At 71.5% G+C, this 17,826-nt stretch carries 11 protein-coding genes; 4 read left to right on the forward strand and 7 right to left on the reverse strand.

Features of this window, described 5'->3' with window-relative positions; all coding sequences use genetic code 11:
• Positions 1-59 precede the first annotated feature (59 nt).
• Both PZE19_RS14680 and PZE19_RS14685 read right to left on the reverse strand, forming a co-directional pair.
• Positions 60-3,047, reverse strand: a complete 2,988-nt coding sequence (locus PZE19_RS14680) for a WD40 repeat domain-containing serine/threonine protein kinase (RefSeq protein ID WP_277861379.1) — start codon at positions 3,045-3,047, stop codon at positions 60-62.
• A 560-nt stretch (positions 3,048-3,607) separates the two neighbouring features.
• The gene (locus tag PZE19_RS14685) at positions 3,608-4,174 is read right to left on the reverse strand and encodes a Spy/CpxP family protein refolding chaperone (protein ID WP_277861380.1); all 567 of its coding nucleotides are present in this window, start codon (positions 4,172-4,174) and stop codon (positions 3,608-3,610) included.
• A 433-nt stretch (positions 4,175-4,607) separates the two neighbouring features.
• On the opposite strand from PZE19_RS14685, the gene PZE19_RS14690 reads away from it, so the two are divergent.
• Positions 4,608-5,468 carry a hypothetical protein gene (locus PZE19_RS14690; protein WP_277861381.1) on the forward strand — a complete coding sequence of 287 codons (861 nt, stop codon included), beginning with the start codon at positions 4,608-4,610 and terminating at the stop codon, positions 5,466-5,468.
• Between the two features lie 46 nt (positions 5,469-5,514).
• On the opposite strand, the gene PZE19_RS14695 is transcribed toward PZE19_RS14690, so the two are convergent.
• The 3 genes from PZE19_RS14695 to PZE19_RS14705 all read right to left on the reverse strand — a co-directional run bounded on the left by PZE19_RS14695 (position 5,515) and on the right by PZE19_RS14705 (position 11,156).
• Positions 5,515-6,378, reverse strand: coding sequence for a hypothetical protein (locus PZE19_RS14695; RefSeq protein WP_277861382.1), 864 nt, complete (start codon positions 6,376-6,378; stop codon positions 5,515-5,517).
• Between the two features lie 750 nt (positions 6,379-7,128).
• Positions 7,129-8,241, reverse strand: a complete 1,113-nt coding sequence (locus PZE19_RS14700) for an AF_0692 family protein (protein WP_277861383.1) — start codon at positions 8,239-8,241, stop codon at positions 7,129-7,131.
• Positions 8,242-8,672: 431 nt separating this feature from the next.
• The gene (locus PZE19_RS14705) at positions 8,673-11,156 is read right to left on the reverse strand and encodes an FG-GAP-like repeat-containing protein (protein ID WP_277861384.1); all 2,484 of its coding nucleotides are present in this window, start codon (positions 11,154-11,156) and stop codon (positions 8,673-8,675) included.
• Between the two features lie 550 nt (positions 11,157-11,706).
• On the opposite strand from PZE19_RS14705, the gene PZE19_RS14710 reads away from it, so the two are divergent.
• From PZE19_RS14710 to PZE19_RS14720, 3 genes are all read left to right on the forward strand, one after another.
• Positions 11,707-12,201 carry a hypothetical protein gene (locus tag PZE19_RS14710; protein WP_277861385.1) on the forward strand — a complete coding sequence of 165 codons (495 nt, stop codon included), beginning with the start codon at positions 11,707-11,709 and terminating at the stop codon, positions 12,199-12,201.
• A 19-nt stretch (positions 12,202-12,220) separates the two neighbouring features.
• Complete coding sequence (locus PZE19_RS14715; protein ID WP_277861386.1) at positions 12,221-12,790, forward strand: ankyrin repeat domain-containing protein; 570 nt, start codon at positions 12,221-12,223, stop codon at positions 12,788-12,790.
• Between the two features lie 230 nt (positions 12,791-13,020).
• Positions 13,021-13,275 carry a hypothetical protein gene (locus tag PZE19_RS14720; protein ID WP_277861387.1) on the forward strand — a complete coding sequence of 85 codons (255 nt, stop codon included), beginning with the start codon at positions 13,021-13,023 and terminating at the stop codon, positions 13,273-13,275.
• A gap of 20 nt (positions 13,276-13,295) precedes the next feature.
• On the opposite strand, the gene PZE19_RS14725 is transcribed toward PZE19_RS14720, so the two are convergent.
• On the reverse strand, positions 13,296-14,144 hold the full coding sequence (locus PZE19_RS14725; RefSeq protein WP_277861388.1) for a CheR family methyltransferase: 849 nt from the start codon (positions 14,142-14,144) through the stop codon (positions 13,296-13,298).
• Complete coding sequence (locus PZE19_RS14730) at positions 14,141-17,587, reverse strand: response regulator (protein ID WP_277861389.1); 3,447 nt, start codon at positions 17,585-17,587, stop codon at positions 14,141-14,143. Before PZE19_RS14730 ends, PZE19_RS14725 begins: the two co-directional genes overlap by 4 nt.
• Between the last annotated feature and the right edge of the window lie 239 nt (positions 17,588-17,826).

Raw genomic sequence — 17,826 nt, forward strand, 5'->3', positions numbered from 1 at the left:
CCCGGGTAGGGGGGCGACTCGTCCGGGGCGGCTCGCGATCTCGGGGGGCCGGCGGCGATTCAGGGGGCGGCCGGGGCGTGCCGGGGCTCCACGAAGGTCAGGCCCGTCCGGGCCTCGACGTCGCGGGAGATCCGGTCGAGGTCGCCGGGCATGGGGGCGGGCGGGGCCTTCCAGAGCCAGGCCCGGCCGTCGCGCGTGCCGGTGGCGACGCTCCGGCCGTCGGGGTGGAAGGCGACGCAGAGCACGGCGTCGGCGTGGTGGAGGGGCGGGCCGAGCTGGCGGCCGGAGTCGACGTCCCAGAACCGGGCGGTGGCGTCGTGGCTCGCGGTCAGGAGGGTCCGGCCGTCGGGGCTGAAGGCGACGGCGGCGACCTCGCCCGCGTTGCCCCGGACGTCGCACAGCATGGCGCCGCTGGCGCGGTCCCAGAGCCGCACGGTGCCGGCGTGGCAGCCGGTCGCGATCCGCGAGGTCCAGGGGTCGAAGGCCACGGCCGTGATCGGGTAGGCGTGGTACGGCTGGGCCTCGGCCGGGATCTCGACGTCGCGCGCCACGTCCCACAGCCGCGCCTTGCCGTCGCGGCAGCCCAGCAGGACGGCCCGGCCGTCGGGGCTGAAGGCGGCCTGATGGACGGCGACCCCGAGCGTCCGGAAGATCGGCCGTGGCGTCGCGGTCGCGTCGACCTCCCGGATCGAGGCGGTCCCGGGCCGGGGGCCCCAGGCCAGGAGCCGCCGGGAATCGGGGCTGAAGGCGAGGCCCGACGTCGGCTGCGGCGCCCCCGGCGACTCGCGGAGGACCGCGCCCGTCTCGGCGTCGAGGAGCACGATCCGGGCCGCGTCCCCCTCGCCGGGCGGCCTCGCGGCGACCATGGCGATCAGGCGGCCGTCCGGGCTGATCGTGGCGACCCCGGTAGCGCCCTGACGCCCGCCGCCCGCGGCCTTGCGCTTGCAGGCCCGGCCGACGAGCCTCGGGCGGCCTCCCCCGCCCGCGAGGTCGAGGTCCCACCACGCGAGGCCGCGGTCGCCGACCGCCAGGAGCTGCGTCCCGTCGCGGCTGAAGGCCACCGTCCGGACCGGCCCCGATGCGCGGAGCGGGGGCGTCGCGGGGCCGGATCGCGGCACCTCCCAGATCCGGATCGCGCCGTCGTCGAGGCCCACGGCCAGGGCCAGGCCGTCGGGCCGGAAGGCCAGGCTCGTCACCGCCTCGGCGAGCTTGAACGCGGGCCCCTGATGGAGCAGCGTGGTCGAATCCCAGAGCCGCACCGTGCCCCCCTCGGAGCCGGTGGCGAACCGCTCGCCGTCGGAGGAGACCGCCAGGCAGGTCACCGCCGAATCCTCGGGCGCGAGGTCGGAGACCCGCGCCGAGGCGGGCTCCCAGGCCAGCACGCGGCCGTCCTCCGTGGCCGCCAGCACGCGGCGGCCGTCGCCGATGAAGGCGACCCGGCGCGCCGGCGAGCCGAGGGTCAGGTCCGGGCCGACCGCCTCGCCCGCGGCCGTCTCGCGCCGGACGACCAGGCCCTCGGCGACGACCCGCAGCCGGCCGTCGGGGCTGACGGCGACCGTCGCGTCGGAGTCGGGGCCGGCGAGGGACGACGGCCGTTCCGGACCGCACCGGCCTTCGGCGTCCCAGCATCGGGTCGTCCCGTCCCCGCCGCGGGCGACGAGGGAACGGCCGTCGCGCCCGAAGGCCAGGCCCAGGGCCGGCGCCGGGACCTGGAGCCGGGTCGGCAGGGGCCCGATTCGCGCCGACCAGTCGGCCAGGTTGATGCGGGCGGCGCGGTCGAGCGACCGGTCGCGGGCGTCGGCCGCGAGTTCCAGGCTGCGCGTCAGCCAGAGCAGCCCCCGGCCGATCTCGCCCTGCTCGCAGAGGGCCCGGCCGTGGTCCATGGCGAGCTGGGCCTGCCCCCGCGCGGCCTCGCGGCGCGCCGCCGACTCGGCGACGGCCCGGCCTTCCGCGCGTCGCCACTGCCAGGCGACCGAAACGAGCCCGAGGGCCGCGGTGGCGAGGAGCGCGGCCGATAGCGCGGCCACGGCGGGGCGGCGACGGGTCCACTTGCACGCCCGCTCCACGGGGCCGGTCGGCCGCGCCAGGATCGGCAGGCCGGCGAGGAACCGATGCAGGTCGTCGGCCAGGGCCTCGGCGCCGGGGTAGCGGCGCCAGGGGTCCTTGTGCAGGCATTTCAGGCAGATCGTCTCCAGGTCGCGGGGCACGTCGGGCTGCATCCGGCGGGGCGGGACCGGCTCCTGGCGCCGCGCCAGCTCGAGCGTCTGCAGGACCGTCGCCGCGAGGAAAGGGGGGCGGCCCGCCAGCAGCTCGTAGAGGATCGCCCCCAGGCTGTAGACGTCGGCCGTCGCCCCGACCGCCTCGCCGCCGGCCCGGGCCTGCTCGGGGGCCACGTAGGCGGGGGTGCCGACGAACCGGCCGTGCTCGGTCAGGAACGGGCCGGAGGCGAGCGACTTGGCCAGGCCGAAGTCGCCGACCTTGGGCTCGCCGTCGGTCGTCAGCAGGATGTTCGCCGGCTTCAGGTCGCGGTGGATGATCCCGAGGCGGTGGATCTCGGCGACGGCCCGCGCCACCGTCTCGATCAGCGCCGCCGCCGCGCGGCCGGGCCACGGCGCGCCGTCGCGGGCGTCGGCGAGGTTGCCGCCGGGGAGGTGCTCCAGCTCGAGGAAGGGCCGCCCGGCCGCCTCGCCGACGCTGTAGATCTGCACGACGTGGGGATGCCGCAGCCGGGCGACCGACTCGGCCTCGGCCCGCAGCCTCGCCGAGGCCGTCGCGTCGCCGCCGCCGGCGAGGAAGGTCTTGATCGCGCACGGGCGATTGAGCGAGACGTTGCGGGCGAGGTAGACGATCCCCGTCGCGCCCCGGCCCAGCTCGCCGAGCACCTCGAACCCCGCCCATCGGAGCGCCGCCCGCAGGTCCGGGTCGAGGCCGGTCGGGGTCGACTCCGCGGCCGAGTTCGGCCGCGAGTTCGCGTCGTGGGTGGAGGGGCTTTCGGCGAAATAAGCCGTCGTCCGGTGGGCGTCCGATCGTAAGTCGCGATGCTTCAAGGTGCTTCCTCCCCGCCGCGCAAGCTCGGAATCCCGCCCTGAGTGCATCAGGCCACGGGTGTAGACGATCTCCTTCCCTGGAGGGACGGGGAGGCTTCCCCCGATTCTAGACCTGCGCCGGCGGCCTGCTCGAAGACGCGCGACGCCTCCTCTCGGCGGATCTTGCGGGTCGGCGGACGCCGCGCGGCCGCCTGCGCCGTGGGGAGGCGGCCTCCCTGCAAGAGCCGCCGCGACCGCCCGACGCGGTGGGCGGTCGCGTCTTGTTGCGGCGGCGCTCCCGCGGCCTTTACCGGCGCGTCAGGCATTATAGGCGCGAGGGCCCGTCCTCCAGGGGCAGGGCCGTGGGCGAGCCTCGCCCTTCGGCCCCCGCGAGCGTCCGGAAGGTGATGGGGGCCGCCGTCGGCGGCCCGAAGCGGCGACGCGGCCGGCGGCGTCGAAGATCGCCGCGACATCGAACGGCGGCCCGATCGACGCGGCCGTAAAACGACCGCGAGGCGCGTCAATCCCGGAGTCGGATCGACGCGCCTGCGGATCTGGATCGGAAGCGGGCCGCCGCCCGGTCAGTCCTTCGTGACGGCCTTGCGGGTGGTCGACTCGGCCTTCTTGGACTCGGCCTTGGGCTCGTCGTCGGAGCCGGACTCGGCCTTGCGGCGCTCGGCGGCCTCCTTGCGACGCTCGGCGGAGGCCTTGCGGGCCTCGGCGAGGGCCTTCTTCTGGGGGGCGGTCAGGATGCTCTCGCACTCGCTCGTCTGGCGGTCGCGGAGCGCGTCGGCCTTCTTCTCCAGGTCCTGGATCTGGGGCTGATACTTGGCCGCGACGGCGTAGAGCGCCTCTTTCTGCTCGTCGGTCAGGCCCAGGCCGGCGAAGTGCATCGGGACGCGGTGGGTGGCGTCCGGGGGGGCCTGGCGGCCGGACTTGGACTTGGGCTCGTCCGGCTCCTCCTCGGGGACGGCCTTGGCCGCGGCGCCCTTCTTGGCCTCGGCCTTAGCCTCGGCCTTCTTGGTCGTCTTCGCCTTGGCCGGGGCCGCCTCCTGGGCGCTGATGGCGGTGGTCAGGCCCGACAGGGCGAACGTCATGAGCGCCGCGCCGGCGGCCGCGGCCGCCGATTTCCGAACCAGGCTCGTCATGGGAAAGGACCTCTCCAGGAACAAGGATCAGGCCGGGCGTCAAGCCCGAACCTTTGCTCAAGGCTAGTTCATGGATGGAGGTCGTCGCAATCCCGCACCCCGTAAAGTGGGGGGATTGCGGCGAAATAGCGACAAGGCACGAGATTCGCTACGGTCCAGGGCGAGCGCCGGGGTGGAAAGGGAAGGGTCGCCGCCAAGATCCGAGGCCCGCGCGACGAAGAGCTACCGGGCCCGGATTCCGGGTCTGGTGCGGGCCGACGCGACGACGCCGCGGGCCGGGGGCTGAGGCTTTACCCTGCCCTGGCCGGGCGTTACGATCTTCGCTGGCCGGCCCCGGGCCCCCACCTTCTCCGCCGGACGTCCGGCGGCGCACGCCCCCGGACGAGGTCCGGGCCGGCGACCACGTGACCTTGCCGCTTGGAGTGTTTACGTCATGTCCACCGACGCGAAGAGCCCCGAACCCCCCCCCTCCACGGTGACGGTGCCGCGGAGCCGCGAGAAGGGGATCAAGATTTTCATGTGGCCCAAGGTCATCTACATCTTCCCGTCGGCCCTCGTGGCCCTGATCTGCGCGATGGGGATGTACTGGCTGCCCCACAAGGCCTACGACGCCACCGTGCCGCCCGAGCCGGTCCTGATCGACGCCAAGTCCGTCGACCCCAACGCCCCCGCGCCGGTCCAGAATGCGCCCGGGGCGCCGATGACCCGGCGCGAGCGGTTCAACACCCCGCAGAACCTGCTGGGGCTGCTCTTCCTGGTCGTGCTGGCGTTCAACCTCGTGGTGATGGGGCTGGACTTCCCGCGTTTCGAGCTGATCGGGATCATCCTGGCCGTGCTCTTCGGGATCTTCTTCGTCCTCTGGCTGGGCGCGTACTTCGACCTCGACCTGATGAGGCCGATCAACCAGGTGCTGGCCTCGGTCTACACCTTCGCCAACGCCGGCTTCTACCTGATGTACGCCCTGGCCGTGCTGGCGGTGCTGGTCATCGTCTACATCACCCGCTGGCTGGACTACTGGGAGATCCTGCCCAACGAGATCCTCCACCACCACGGCCCGCTCAGCGACCTGGAGCGGTTCCCGACCATGAACCTGAAGTTCGACAAGGAGATCCCCGACGTCCTCGAATACCTGATGCTCGGCGCGGGGCGGTTGGTGCTCCGCGTGCCCAACGTCGACCGGGCGATCATCCTCGAGAACGTGCTGTTCATCGGGACCAAGGAAGAGGCCCTGAAGCGGCTGATGAGCCGGCTCGACGTCCGGATCACCACCGACAAGGACGACCCCCTGGTCTGAGGTCGGACCTCTCGCCCTGACGCGACCCCTCCCCGGCCGGCCTCGATCAGTCGGCCCGGGGGGCCCGCGCCGGGGCCGCCGGCAGGTGCGGCCGCCAGAGCGAGTCGACCGCGACCGCGGCGGTCGCGGCCGGTGCCGGTGCCGGGACGGGCGCGACCTCGCCGTCGAGGAGTTCGCGGAGGATCGGGCCGTTGAGGGCCTCCTCGATGTCGCGGAGCCGGCGGGCGACGAACGCCCCGTCGAGCACGCGGTGGTCGTAGATCAGCTTGACCATGACCCGCCCCTGCACCGGGTCGATCGGCCCGAAGGTCAGGGTCGTGGTCAGGGGCGAGATGGGGTGGATCTGCTCGGCCCCCAGGGCCCCGTAGGTGCTCAGGCCGAACGTGCCGAACCGCTTGCAGCGCTTGAAGCCCGAGATGTTCAGCGTGCTCCACCACAGGAACCGCCGCACCGGCCGGGGCACGCGGCTGAACCGCAGGGCCTGGCGGAAGAAGCCGACCTCCTCGAGGGGCAGGTTCTTGTACTGCAGCAGGGCCTCCTGGAGCTGCGCCAGCGTCTGCCGCTCGGGCGCCCGGAAGAGGCCGACGAAGACGCCGTCCTCGCCCAGGTACTGGCGCTCGATCGCCAGCGCGCAGTTCATCCAGGGATGCTCATAGATGCGCGGCCAGGGGAATTCCAGGTACGACCGCCGCAGCGGCGAGTGCTCGGCGCCGACCAGGGCGTAGGCCTTCATGAACAGGCACGACCACGACGGCCGCAGCGGGTGCCGGGTCCGCGGACCCGCCAGCGCCGAGACGTCGAAGGCCCGGCTCACCGGCGCCGAGGGGATCTTGTGGGCGAAGTGGACCAGGTCGCCGATGAACCCCCGGGGGCCGGTCGGCGAGAGGTATCGTCCCTTCGGCTCGTGCATCCATGCACCTCGCTCAAGACGACCAATGGGGGTGGACTGCTGACGGGAAGTCCCCGGCGAGCGGCTCGCCCGGCCCCCCGGCGGCGTCGGCTGCCGACGACCGCGATTCGAGGTCCGGAGGCTACACCAAACGCCCCCGGCTGGGAAGGCGAACGGGCCACAATGCGGCCTCGTCGTCCCGGGCCCCCACCGGCTCCCACGCACCCTTCCCGTTCCCGCCAAAATCCTTACATCGTCATCCCCACCCCGCCCCATCCAGCCTCGATCGCCCACCCACGCCGGAATCGGCTTCGTCCCGGCTTCGTTTCTGCTCGCTTCTCCGTTGGTCGAGCGGTCGCAAGTTTAATTCAGTCAACAGGATATGGCGGTTTTCCGGACTCCCGAAATCGGCTCCGTTCGTCGCGCTTCGGGCCCGTTTTTCGGCACCCGCGGCCCTGGCTTCGATTCGGCTTCGTCCTTGCTCAATTTTGAGCAGGAATTGTGGACGTAAGAATAACCAAGGTATGAATTTGCGGATCGGAAAACGCGCTCGGAAATCGGCTTCGTTCGTCTGATTTCGATGATCATTTCCGAGCCCTCTCCTCTGTCTCATCCCTCACTGCCGTTCATCCCGATCCGCGAGAAACCCAGCGCCCTCATTAAGTGAAGATAGGCGTGTTTGGGAGATAGGGACGACCTGGTGGAGAAAAGTCACGCAGCCCCGGCGCGGCCGGCTCGCCCACGACCCGGGGGTGGGCTCTTCGAGGACGGTCAGGCCCGCGCCGGCCCCTCGATCCGCTCGCGCACGCCCGCCGCGAGGGCGATCGCGGTGAGCACGAATCCCAGCAGCGTCCAGATCACGAAGTTCGCGACCATCGGCAGGAACAGGACCGGCACGCCCCGGAACCACGAGAGCACGAAGCCCAGGCCGATCACCAGCCCGAGCACGGTCGTGACGACCGTGATCTCGCGAGGATCGACCGCGACGGCCGGACTGGTCGCCTCCAGGCGTTCCCGACGCCGATGCAGCGCCAGGCCCGCGATCGCCACGGCGTAGAAGCCCAGGGTGAGGAGCTGCACCCCGACCGAGGGCAGCCCCTCGGGCCGGATCGTCCCGTACGTGAGCCCGTACAGGAGGGCGAGATAGACGCAGAGCCCGACGAACCCCGGCCGCCGGAAGGCGACGATCGAAGGGCCGTCCGATGCGGCGAGCGCCGGGGCGGCCAGCCAGAGGAGCAGCGGCAGCAGGACCGTCACGAAGGCCGCGTTGGCGGCGAGGTTCGCCGGCCCCCCCGAGTTGATGGCCACGACGGGCGCGAACGAAGCCACGAGGTAGGCCTGCACCGTCCGCCCCCTCCGGCTCGCGCCCGTCAGCCAGGCGAGGTCGGGGAACGACCGACGCAGCGGCGGGCACAGGACGCAGGCGACCGCCAGCGGGACGATGAACGACATCACCGGATGGAAGATGAAGGCCATGCTCATCTCGGAAAACCCGAACGCCCCGATCCTCCCCATGACGACCTTGCCGTCGCCGCCGTACCCGTACCAGATCACCTTGGTGATCCAGGACTCATACAGCCCGTAGAGGACGCCCCAGAGATACAGCGCCCAGAACGACGTCCGGCCCGTCCAGATCGCCAGCGTCGTGAAGAAGAAGAAATGGGCGAAGTAGAGCCAGAAGGTCATCACCAGCGTCCAGGGGTTCCAGAGCCCGATCCCGAGCGACGCCCCCGAGAAGACCTCGGCGCAGATGAGCACCATCAACCCGATCAGCAGCCGCGCGAAGACCACCCCGAAGCGATCCCGGACGGGTCGACGGCCCCCCCGACTCGGTCCGTCGGCCGCGTCGTCATCGTCCACCCCGGAGAGATTCACCGCCGGCATGCCCGCGACCTCCTCCCGAACGGAACCGCCGTCGACCTGTCCCGCCCGACGACTCTCAAATTCGGACGACGGGGATGACATGCGAGTCGCTTTCGGCGCGACGTCCGGCCGGATTGCGAATTCCGACGACCCTCGTGCTCGTCTTCCCCTCATCTGACTCTTGCGGGTCCAGCCTTCCCCCGCGAGGGGGGAAGGCGTCGAACGGCCCGGATCTCAACGGCCTTCCCCCCTCGCGGGGGAAGGTGGCCCGAAGGGCCGGATGAGGGGGAGGACACGCGAGTCGATTTCGGCGCAACGTCTGGCCGGATTGCGAATTCCGGCGGCGTCCCTGCTCGTCTTCCCCCTCATCCGACCCCTGCGGGGCCTGCCTTCCCCCGCGAGGGGGGAAGGCGTCGGAGACCCTTGGGCTATCATCTTAACGAAATCGTCTCTCAGCGCCGCACGGCGAGCGACCGCAGGGCCGGGCGGGACGCCACGCGGGGGGCGGCCCGGACGACGGGGGCGGGCTGCGTGACCAGCACTTCGGTCCCGAAGACTCGGACGTAGTTCGTGCCGGGACTGGCGACCCCCTGGCCGCCCAGGTAGGTGCCCGCCGTGCTGCTCAGGCCCTGCGTGGGGGTGCCGATGATCGTCAGGCGGTAGGGGCGGCAGAGCGGCAGCGTCCGCGCCACGGGCGACAGGGTGACCGTGCGGGCCGTCGCGTCGTACACCGCCGACGCCAGGGCGACGGTCACGTCGTCGCGCGTGCCGAAGCGTCCGTCGCGCCCGGCCGTGGTCAGGACGTAGTTCGCCAGGCTCGAGGCCGACTGCGGATTCATGTCCTGGCTGAACGCGACCACGAGGGTCGTCTTCTGGTTGTGGACGCCGTGGCGCGCCAGGCTGGTGACGATCGGCGCGCCCGCGGCCTGAGAGACCATCGTGTAGCTCAGGCTCGACTGGAAGCCGTTGCCCGTGGCGGTGATCTGGAAGCCGTACTGGCCCGTGCCGGTCGCCGTCCCGCTGAGCAGGCCGCCCGGCGAGAGCGTCAGGCCCGGGGGCAGGGCGCCGAAGGTCACGTCCCACGCGGCGGGGCCGCCGCTGGTCGTGAACTGGAGGTTGAACGGCGCGCCGAGCACGGCGTTGGGCGCGACGCCCGGCGAGATCGTCCCCTGCGCGACCTGCTGGACCGTCAGGTAGACGAACGACCTCCCCCTCAGCCCGTTCGGCTGGGCGACGTCGACCAGGAGCTGGAAGGGCCCGCTCTGCGTGGGCGTACCAGTGATCAGGCCCGAGGCGGACATCGTCAAGCCGGCCGGCAGCGGCACGCTCTGGGGATCGAGCGTGTAGGTGTACGGCCTCGCCGCGTCGCCGCCCGAGGGCGTCAACTGCAGGGTGTACGGTTGGCCCGCGAACGCGGGGAGGGGATTCGCCGGCAGGGCCCCGGGCGACGCGAACGTCTTGTTGTACGAGAGGCCGGTGATGCTGACGGCGAAATCCTGCATATTCAGCGTGCTCGCCGTGGCGGCGACGTCGAGCTGATGATCGCCGTCGAAATCGCCGACCCCGAAGGCGACGACCTGGCGCGTCCATCCCTCATAAACCCCGTCGTCGGCGTTCGTATACGCGACGTAGAGCTTGAAGACGCCGAAGCCGCCCTGGCCGTCGCCCGTGCCGACGGCGAAGGTCGTCCCCTGCCGCGAGGCGAACGACGCGCCGATGTCCATGTTGCCGTCGAGGTTGAAATCGCCCACCTGGAGGAACCCGTAGTACTGGTCCGAAGCGCCGGCGGCGACCACGTTGAACGACGCCGCACCCCCCGTCGGCGTCGTGTTGAGGTAGACGCTCACCGGCGCGGGCACGTCGTTCCAGGTGTGGATGCCGGGATCTATGGTGCCGGCCAGGTTCAGCGAGACCGGGTTCGGCGTCGAGATCAGGTCCATCTTGCCGTCGTTGTTGAAGTCGGCGGCCTGCAGGTTGAACCCGAGCACCGACCCGACGCTCGGCACGAACGTGGGCGTCACCCGGGCGAACTCGCCGCCGCCGGGGTTGCTGTAGAAGGACACGCCCTGCTGTTCCGGGATCACCATGTCGAGCCGGCCGTCGCCGTTGAAGTCGGCCAGGATGGGCTGGACGTTCCCCGGCCCGGCGGAGGCGAACCCATCGTTCAGCAGGGGGACCGCCTCGCGGACCGTCACCGTGGCGACGGCGTCGGGCAGGAACTGGCCGTCCCAGGAGCCGCCGGGAGGAGGGGCCTGGGCGAGGAAGATGCTGAAGCCGGCGAGCTGGCCGCCGCCGACATAGTCCGGCACGGCCAGGTCGGGCAGGCCGTCGCCGTCGACGTCTCCCATGGTCAGGCTCGAACTGCCGACGTAGTCGGCGTGGTGGAGGGTCGACGCGTCCGGGGTCAGCAAGAACGTGGCACCGACCGGGTCGTACACGAACAGGCTGATCTTGCCGCCCGTCCCCAGTCTCAGGACGTCCTGCGAGCCGTCGCCGTTGATGTCCAGCACCGCGAAGTGGCCCCAGCTCCAGGCCTTGACGTCGCCGGAGGCCGTGGGGCCGGGGATGACCTTGAGCCCGCCGTTCGGGTCGGCCAGGTAGGCCTGGGCGAAACCGCCGCGACTGCTCCCGACGAGTTCCTCGCCGGGGTAATAGCCGACCGTCTCGGTGATCCCCCCGCCCATCACGAGGTCGGTCAGGCCGTCCTTGTTGAAGTCGATCGGCTTGCCGTAAACGTCCTGCGTGACCGCGATGTTGGCGTGGAAGTACGAGGCGAGCTCGCCGTGGGCGGACGACGGCACGACGCCCCACTCGGTGGGACGGCTGGCCAGGGCTCCCGAGGTGAACAGCACCGGGGCCCCGGAGAGCAACTCCCGGCGCTCCATGCTCTCGACGTTGAGGAGTGAACGGCGACGACGGCGTTCGGTCGGACTCATGACGGCGTCCCATGGAGAGAGGCGGGAGAGGCTCCCTGGCTCGGGAGGGCGGGGATGGATCCTCGAAACCGCCGGCCGGTGCGGTGGGAGGATCGATGGTCGTGCACCTGCCCAACTTCGCGCAGATAGCCTAAAGCTAAGTCGCCCCGCGTGGCATTGCTAACAGGATGGACCGGAAATTCGGAAAAATCCTGGAATGGCTGTGAGGCCTGGGTCTCTTCCAACTCCGACGGGTCTTTCGAGGCGCGACGGTTGACGGCCGGTCCCGACGCGCAGGTATGGAGATGAGGCCGTCGCCGAAGGTCGCGGCCCTGACCAAAACGGCCTTCCCCCCTCGCGGGGGAAGGCAGACCCCGCAGGGGTCGGATGAGGGGGAAGACGAGCAGGGACGCCGCCGGAATCCGCGGTCCGGCCTCTCCTTCGGGCAACGGCTGCTTGCTGGTCTCCCCCTCATCCGGCCCTTCGGGCCACCTTCCCCCGCCGGGGGGGAAGGCCGTCAAGCTCGGCGCCGCGTCGGTCGTTCGGTCGAACCTGGGGATCGGAGAGAGATATGTTGCGTCGAACGCGTTGGATCATGATCCCGGCCTGCCTGATCCCGGTCGCGATCGCGGTCGCGGCCGCGCTGGGGGCGGAGGTCGCGGAGGCTCCGGGGGGGATCACGGTCGACGAGGTCGTCGAGCTGTGGAAGCCCGAGATCCGGGGGACGAGGGATTATCGGGCCATCGGCTCGTCGCCCAAGGAGACGCCCTCGATCGCGGGGTACACCTTCCGGATCGAGGGCCCGTCGTTCGAGGACCTGTGGAACCACTACGCCGACCTCTGCGGCTTCCCGAAGCGGTACGAGGCGAAGACGTTCCAGATCACGGGCGACGTCGGCCCCAGGGGGAGCTACGTCGTCTCCGACCTCCCCGCGACCGTCGCGCCCATCGTTCGCGGGCCGAGCCTCTTCCTGCTGAAGACCGACCGGTACACCGTCACGGCGACGATCTCGCCCGACCCCGACGGCAAGGCCGTCCGCGGCAGCATCGTCGCGGTGACGCCGTAATCCCGGCAGGAGCCACGGCATGGCCGACAGGTCGCGATTCCGAGTCGGACTGCGGGTCCGCACGCTGCTCTTGCTGATCGCGGCCGTGGCCATCGGCCTCGGGGCCTACATCCGCCATCGGCGGTGGGAGGAGAGGCGCGAGGAGTTGCCGTATGAGATCCTCAGGGCCGCGCAACTCGGCGACGCCCCCCTGATCCGCAGCCTGCTCGCCGAGGGGGCGGACGTGAACTCGGTCACCGACGGCCGCTTCCCCTGGACGCCGCTGATGAACGCCGCCTTCCACGGCAGGACCGATTGCGTGCGGCTGCTGCTGGAGAACGGCGCCGACCCCGACCGCCAGGACCTCGACTTCTACAGCGCGATCACCCTGGCCGCCGCCGAAGCCCACTGGGACATCGTGCGCATCCTCGTCGAGCACGGCGCCGACACGACCAGGGGCGACCTCTACAGCACCACCGCCCTGGGCTACGCCCGCCGCCAGGGCGAGGACGAGATGATCCGCTACCTGGAGTCGAAGACGCCTGGAAAAGGATCGCAGGGCGATGCGGCGGCGTCGTCGGACGAGACGGACGAGGGGCCTGGCGGTTGACGGTGGGGGGGCCGAAGGCCTCCGCCGGGCCACGGGTTTCAACGTCGTCGATCCCGACGCCAGGCCCGATTTTCCGGATGCATGTCGGTCGAGGCGGGCGCGTGGGCCGGCTCTCGGCCCGGGGGTTCGCGATGCGCGGTCGGGCCGCCGCGGTGGATTCTGCTGGAGAAACGGGGTCGGCCGTATAGAATTACTCGGAGTCGTTCGGAACTTCCACCCCGGAGGCCGTCATGCACCTCTACCGGCAATTCGACGACGACGTGCGGCTTTGCAAGCGGACCACGATCGGCGTGTTCGTCGGGCTCGCCGCCGCGCTCGCCTGGGCGTTGGGCTACGCCTCGCTCTACGGCACGAACGACCTGCCGATGGCCGCCTTCCTCGCTCGGTGGTCGTTGGCGCTCGGAGCCCCCTTCGTCATCGGCGGGATCCTCTGCGGCGCCGCGATCCACCTCCTCCGCGAGCGTGCGCCGAAGGGGCGGCCCTGAGGCCGGGGCGCCCGCGACGCTCAGGGCGTGGCGCGCTTCTGGTAGATGCGGTCCTCGGCGTGGAAGTCGGCGAAGGCGTCGGCGTGGCGGGAGAAGCGGAGGTTCTCCTTGGAGCCCAGGCCGAGGAACCCCTTGCGGACCAGGGCCTCCTGGAAGAGGCCGATGGCGCGGTCCTGGAGTTCGCGGTCGAAGTAGATCAGGACGTTGCGGCAGGAGACGAGCTGGACCTCGGCGAAGACGGAGTCGCTGACGAGGTTGTGGTCGGAGAAGACGATCCGCCGCCGCAGGCTGCGGTCGAAGACGGCCGCGCCGTAGCGGGCGGTGTAGTAGTCGGAGAGCGAGGACCGGCCGCCGGCGCGGCGGTGGTTCTCGGTGAACAGCGGGATCCGGTCCAGCTCGTAGACGCCGGCCTCGGCCTTCTTGAGCGCGCCGCGGCTGACGTCGGTGGCGTAGAAGATGGTGCGCTCCTCCAGGCCCTCCTCGCGGAAGAGGATGGCCAGCGAGTACGCCTCCTCGCCGGTGGCGCAGCCGGCGACCCAGACCTTGAGCCAGGGGTAGGTCTTCAGGTAGGGGACGACCTTCTCGCGGAGGGCGCGGAAGTAGGACGGGTCGCGGAAGAACTCGCTGACCTGCACGGTGAGGTACGACAGCAGCGTCGGCAGGGTCGTCGGGTCGTGCAGGACGCGGTCCTGGAGCTGCGAGAAGGTGTCGCAGCCGAACTGGTCGCGGGCCAGGTGCAGGCGGCGGCGGATGGACTCGCGCGCGTAGCCGCGGAAGTCGTAGTGGTAGCGCTGGAAGACGGCCTCGAGCAGGAGCCGGATCTCGATGTCCGCGGTCGCGTCGGGCGTCGCCGGCCCGTCGCGGCTCACCGCGGCATCCAGACGCGGACGAGCGAGAGGATCTTCTCGACGTCGAGCGGCTTGGCCATGTAGTCGTTGGCGCCGGCCTCCAGGCAGTTCGCCTGGTCGTCCTTCATGGCCTTGGCGGTGAGCATGATGACGGGGAGCTTCTTCCACTCGGGGCGCTTGCGGATCTCGCGGGTGGCGGCGAGGCCGTCCATCTCGGGCATCATGACGTCCATGAGCACGAGGTCGATCTTGCGCTCGGGGTCGGCGGCGGACTTCTCGAGGGCGGCGAGCGCCTCCAGGCCGTTGCGGGCGATCTGGACGACGGCCCCGCGGGGCTCGAGGATGCTGGTGATGGCGAAGACGTTGCGGACGTCGTCCTCGACGACGAGGATCCGGCGGCCTTCCAGGGCCGAGTCGCGGACCATGGCCTTCTCCAGCATCCGCTGCTGCTCGGCGGGCAGGTCGGAGACGACCTGGTGGAGGAAGAGCGTCACCTCGTCGAGCAGCCGCTCGGGCGACTTCGCGCCCTTGATGATGATCGACTTCGAGTACCGCCGCAGCCGCTGCTCCTCGGCGTCGGACAGCTCGCGGCCGGTGTAGACGATGACCGGCGGGAAGGCGTAGGCGTCCTCGCGGCTGAGGGTCTCCAGCAGCGAGTAGCCCGAGGCGTCGGGGAGCGAGAGGTCGAGCACCATGCAGTCGAAGGTGGTCTCGCGGAGCCGCTCCAGGCACTCGGCGGCCGTGCCGATCCCGGTCGTCTCGACGTCGTGCAGGGCGAGCAGCCTGCGCAGGCTGTCGAGCTGCACCGGGTCGTCCTCGACGACCAGCACGCGCCGCAGCCGCTGGGCCAGCCGGGTCTCGATCAGACGCAGGGCGTCGGCCAGCTCCTCGCGCTTGACGGGCTTGAGCATGTAGCCGACGGCCCCCAGCTCCAGGGCCGTGCGGGCGTGGTCGCCGGCGGAGACGACGTGGACGGGGATGTGCCGGGTCCGCGCGTCGTGCTTGAGGCGGTCGAGCACCGACAGGCCGGAGTGGTCGGGCAGGCCGATGTCCAGCAGCACGGCGCTCGGCAGGAACTGGACCGCGACCGCCACGGCCTCCTCGGCCGAGGAGGCGATCAGGCACTGGAAGTCCAGCTCGCGGGTCAGGTCGTACAGGACGCGCGCGAACGACGGGTCGTCCTCGACGACCAGGATGACCCGGCGGTCGGAGGTCAGCCGCTCGCGGTCGTCCTCGACCTGCCGCGTCCAGGTCGGGGCCGCCGGCCGCGTCCCGGGCGACAGCGGCGCGGGCGTCGCGGCGCGGGACGGGGCGGGCGGCGGCGGCTGGTCGAGGATCGGGCCGCGGGCCCGCGCGAGGGCGGCGTCGTAGGTCTCGGGGATCGTGACCGTGAACGTGCTGCCCCGGCCCGGCTCGCTCTCCAGGCGGATCTCGCCGCCGAGCAGCCGCGCCAGCTCGCGCGAGATCGAGAGGCCCAGGCCGGTCCCGCCGAACCGGCGGTTCGTGGTGCCGTCGGCCTGGCGGAAGGCTTCGAAGACCACCCCGTGCTGCTCGCGGGCGATGCCGATGCCGGTGTCGGTCACGGCGAACGCGATCCGGCCGTCGGCCGCGCGGCCGACGGCGATCGTCACCTCGCCGCGCGGGGTGAACTTCATCGCGTTCGAGAGCAGGTTCCGGAGCACCTGCTCGAACCGCTGGCGGTCGGTGACGACGACCTCCGGGCAGCCGGGCGCGAGCTTCGCCTGGAACGCCAGCCCCTTCTGCGCGGCGACGGGCTCGAAGGTGCGGCGGAGGCCGTCCATGAGCCGGGCGAGCGACACCGTCTCGGGCCGGATCTCCATGTGGCCCGCCTCGATCTTCGAGAGGTCGAGGATGTCGTTGATCAGGACGAGCAGGTCGTTGCCCGCGGCCTGGATGGTCTCGGCGTACCGGACCTGCTCGTCCGACAGGTTCCCCTCGGGGTTGTCGGCGAGCAGCCGGGCCAGGATCAGCGACGAGTTGAGCGGGGTCCGCAGCTCGTGCGACATGTTGGCCAGGAAGTCGGACTTGTACTGGCTGGCCTGCTCCAGGTCGCGGGCCTGCCGCAGCAGCGAGTCCTTGGCGGAGACCAGCTCGTCGCGCTGGGCCTCCAGCATCGAGGCCTGCTCCTCCAGTTGCGCGTTGGTCTGCTCCAGCTCGGCCTGCTGGAGTTCGAGGCGGGTCTGCGACTCCTTGAGGGCCCTCCCCTGCTCCTCCAGCTCCTCGTTGGAGACCCGCAGCTCCTCGGACTGGGTCTGCAGCTCTTCGGACTGGCGCTGGGTCTCTTCCAGGAGATTCTGGAGGTGGAGCCGGTAGTTGGCCGACTTGACGGCGACGCCGACGGTGCCGGAGACCATCTCCAGGATCTGGATCGCGCGATCGTCCAGCGGGTGGACGAAGCCCAGCTCGAGGACCCCCTTCACGGCCTCGTCGGCGACGAGCGGGGCGATGACCAGGTGCCGGGGCTTCCCCTTGCCGAGCGCCGAGCCGAAGGCCAGGTAGCCGTCGGGGACGTCGCGGACGACCGTGGTCCGGGCGTCGACGGCGGCCTGGCCGAGCAGGCCCTCGCCCGCGCCGAACCGCTCGGGGGTGTCGCCCGGCGAGGGGACGCCCAGGGTGGCGACGCGGCGGTAGTCGGCGCCCGACTCGACGAAGAAGGCGCCGGCGTGGGCGTCGAGGTAGCCGGACAGGAACTTCAGCACGCTCTGGCCGAGCTGCGCCAGCCGCTGCTCGCCGACGATCGCCGCGCTCAGGCCGAGCTGGCCCGCGCGGAACCAGTCCTGGCGCCGCCGGATGAGCATCGATCGCCGCAGCAGGTAGCCCACCGTCAGCGACAGCAGGGCCCCCAGGACGCCCGTCAGGACGCCGCTGCCGACGGCCACCTGGTAGGCGAAGTCCATCTCGGCCAGCCGCCGGCCGCGTTCCGCCTCCTCCTCCCCCTGCATCTCGGCGACCAGGGCGCGGAGGGCGTCCATCGCCGCCTTGCCGCTGTCGTTCAGGACCACGGCCTGCGCGGCCTCGAAGCCCCGGGTCCGCCGCAGGTCCACGGTCTCGCCCAGCTCGCGGCGCTTGGCGTCGATGTAGCCCCGCATGGCGGGGATCCGGGCGAGCTGGTCGGCGCTGTCGGCGAGCAGGGTCGAGAGGTCGTTGACGCGCCGGTCGATCTGGGCGAGGGCCGCCTGATAGGGTTCGAGATACCGCACGTCGCCGGTGAGGACGTAGCCGCGCTGGCCGGTCTCGGCGTCCTTCATGAGCGAGAAGACGTCGGCGAGCGTCGTGATGGTCCTGTGCGTGTGCATGACCAGCCGCGCGTTGCGGTAGAGCGTCCGCGTGTTGAGGTAGGCGATCAGGCCGCTGACCACGAAGACGGCCAGGACGGCGGCGACCCCGAGGAAGAGGCCCATGCCGGTCCCGCGTCCGGCGGCGGTCGATTGCTGGTCGGTCATCGATCGTCCTGGGGTGTCAAAGGCTCATCCGCGGATCGTCGGCCCCCGCGGGCGTGGACCTCCACGCCCGACCGTAGCACGGGGCGTGCCGCTCTCCGCGATTGCGAGGGAGAGCGGCGAAGGGCCGCCGGCGGGATCGGCGCCGGGCCGTCGCGTCCGGGGGGCCTCGATGGGGCAGGCCGGAGGAATACGTTCGGACGTCCAGCATACCGGCCCCGACCTCGCGGCGGTACGCCTCC

It is taken from the genome of Paludisphaera mucosa (genome assembly GCF_029589435.1).
Classification (GTDB): Bacteria; Planctomycetota; Planctomycetia; order Isosphaerales; family Isosphaeraceae; genus Paludisphaera; species Paludisphaera mucosa.

Bases quoted from the DNA above. Each gene is read 5' to 3' on its own strand.
- PZE19_RS14685 (WP_277861380.1), bottom strand. From the start codon at position 4,174: ATGACGAGCCTGGTTCGGAAATCGGCGGCCGCGGCCGCCGGCGCGGCG.
- PZE19_RS14690 (WP_277861381.1), top strand. From the start codon at position 4,608: ATGTCCACCGACGCGAAGAGCCCCGAACCCCCCCCCTCCACGGTGACG.
- PZE19_RS14695 (WP_277861382.1), bottom strand. From the start codon at position 6,378: ATGCACGAGCCGAAGGGACGATACCTCTCGCCGACCGGCCCCCGGGGG.
- PZE19_RS14700 (WP_277861383.1), bottom strand. From the start codon at position 8,241: ATGCCGGCGGTGAATCTCTCCGGGGTGGACGATGACGACGCGGCCGAC.
- PZE19_RS14705 (WP_277861384.1), bottom strand. From the start codon at position 11,156: ATGAGTCCGACCGAACGCCGTCGTCGCCGTTCACTCCTCAACGTCGAG.
- PZE19_RS14710 (WP_277861385.1), top strand. From the start codon at position 11,707: ATGTTGCGTCGAACGCGTTGGATCATGATCCCGGCCTGCCTGATCCCG.
- PZE19_RS14715 (WP_277861386.1), top strand. From the start codon at position 12,221: ATGGCCGACAGGTCGCGATTCCGAGTCGGACTGCGGGTCCGCACGCTG.
- PZE19_RS14720 (WP_277861387.1), top strand. From the start codon at position 13,021: ATGCACCTCTACCGGCAATTCGACGACGACGTGCGGCTTTGCAAGCGG.
- PZE19_RS14730 (WP_277861389.1), bottom strand. From the start codon at position 17,587: ATGACCGACCAGCAATCGACCGCCGCCGGACGCGGGACCGGCATGGGC.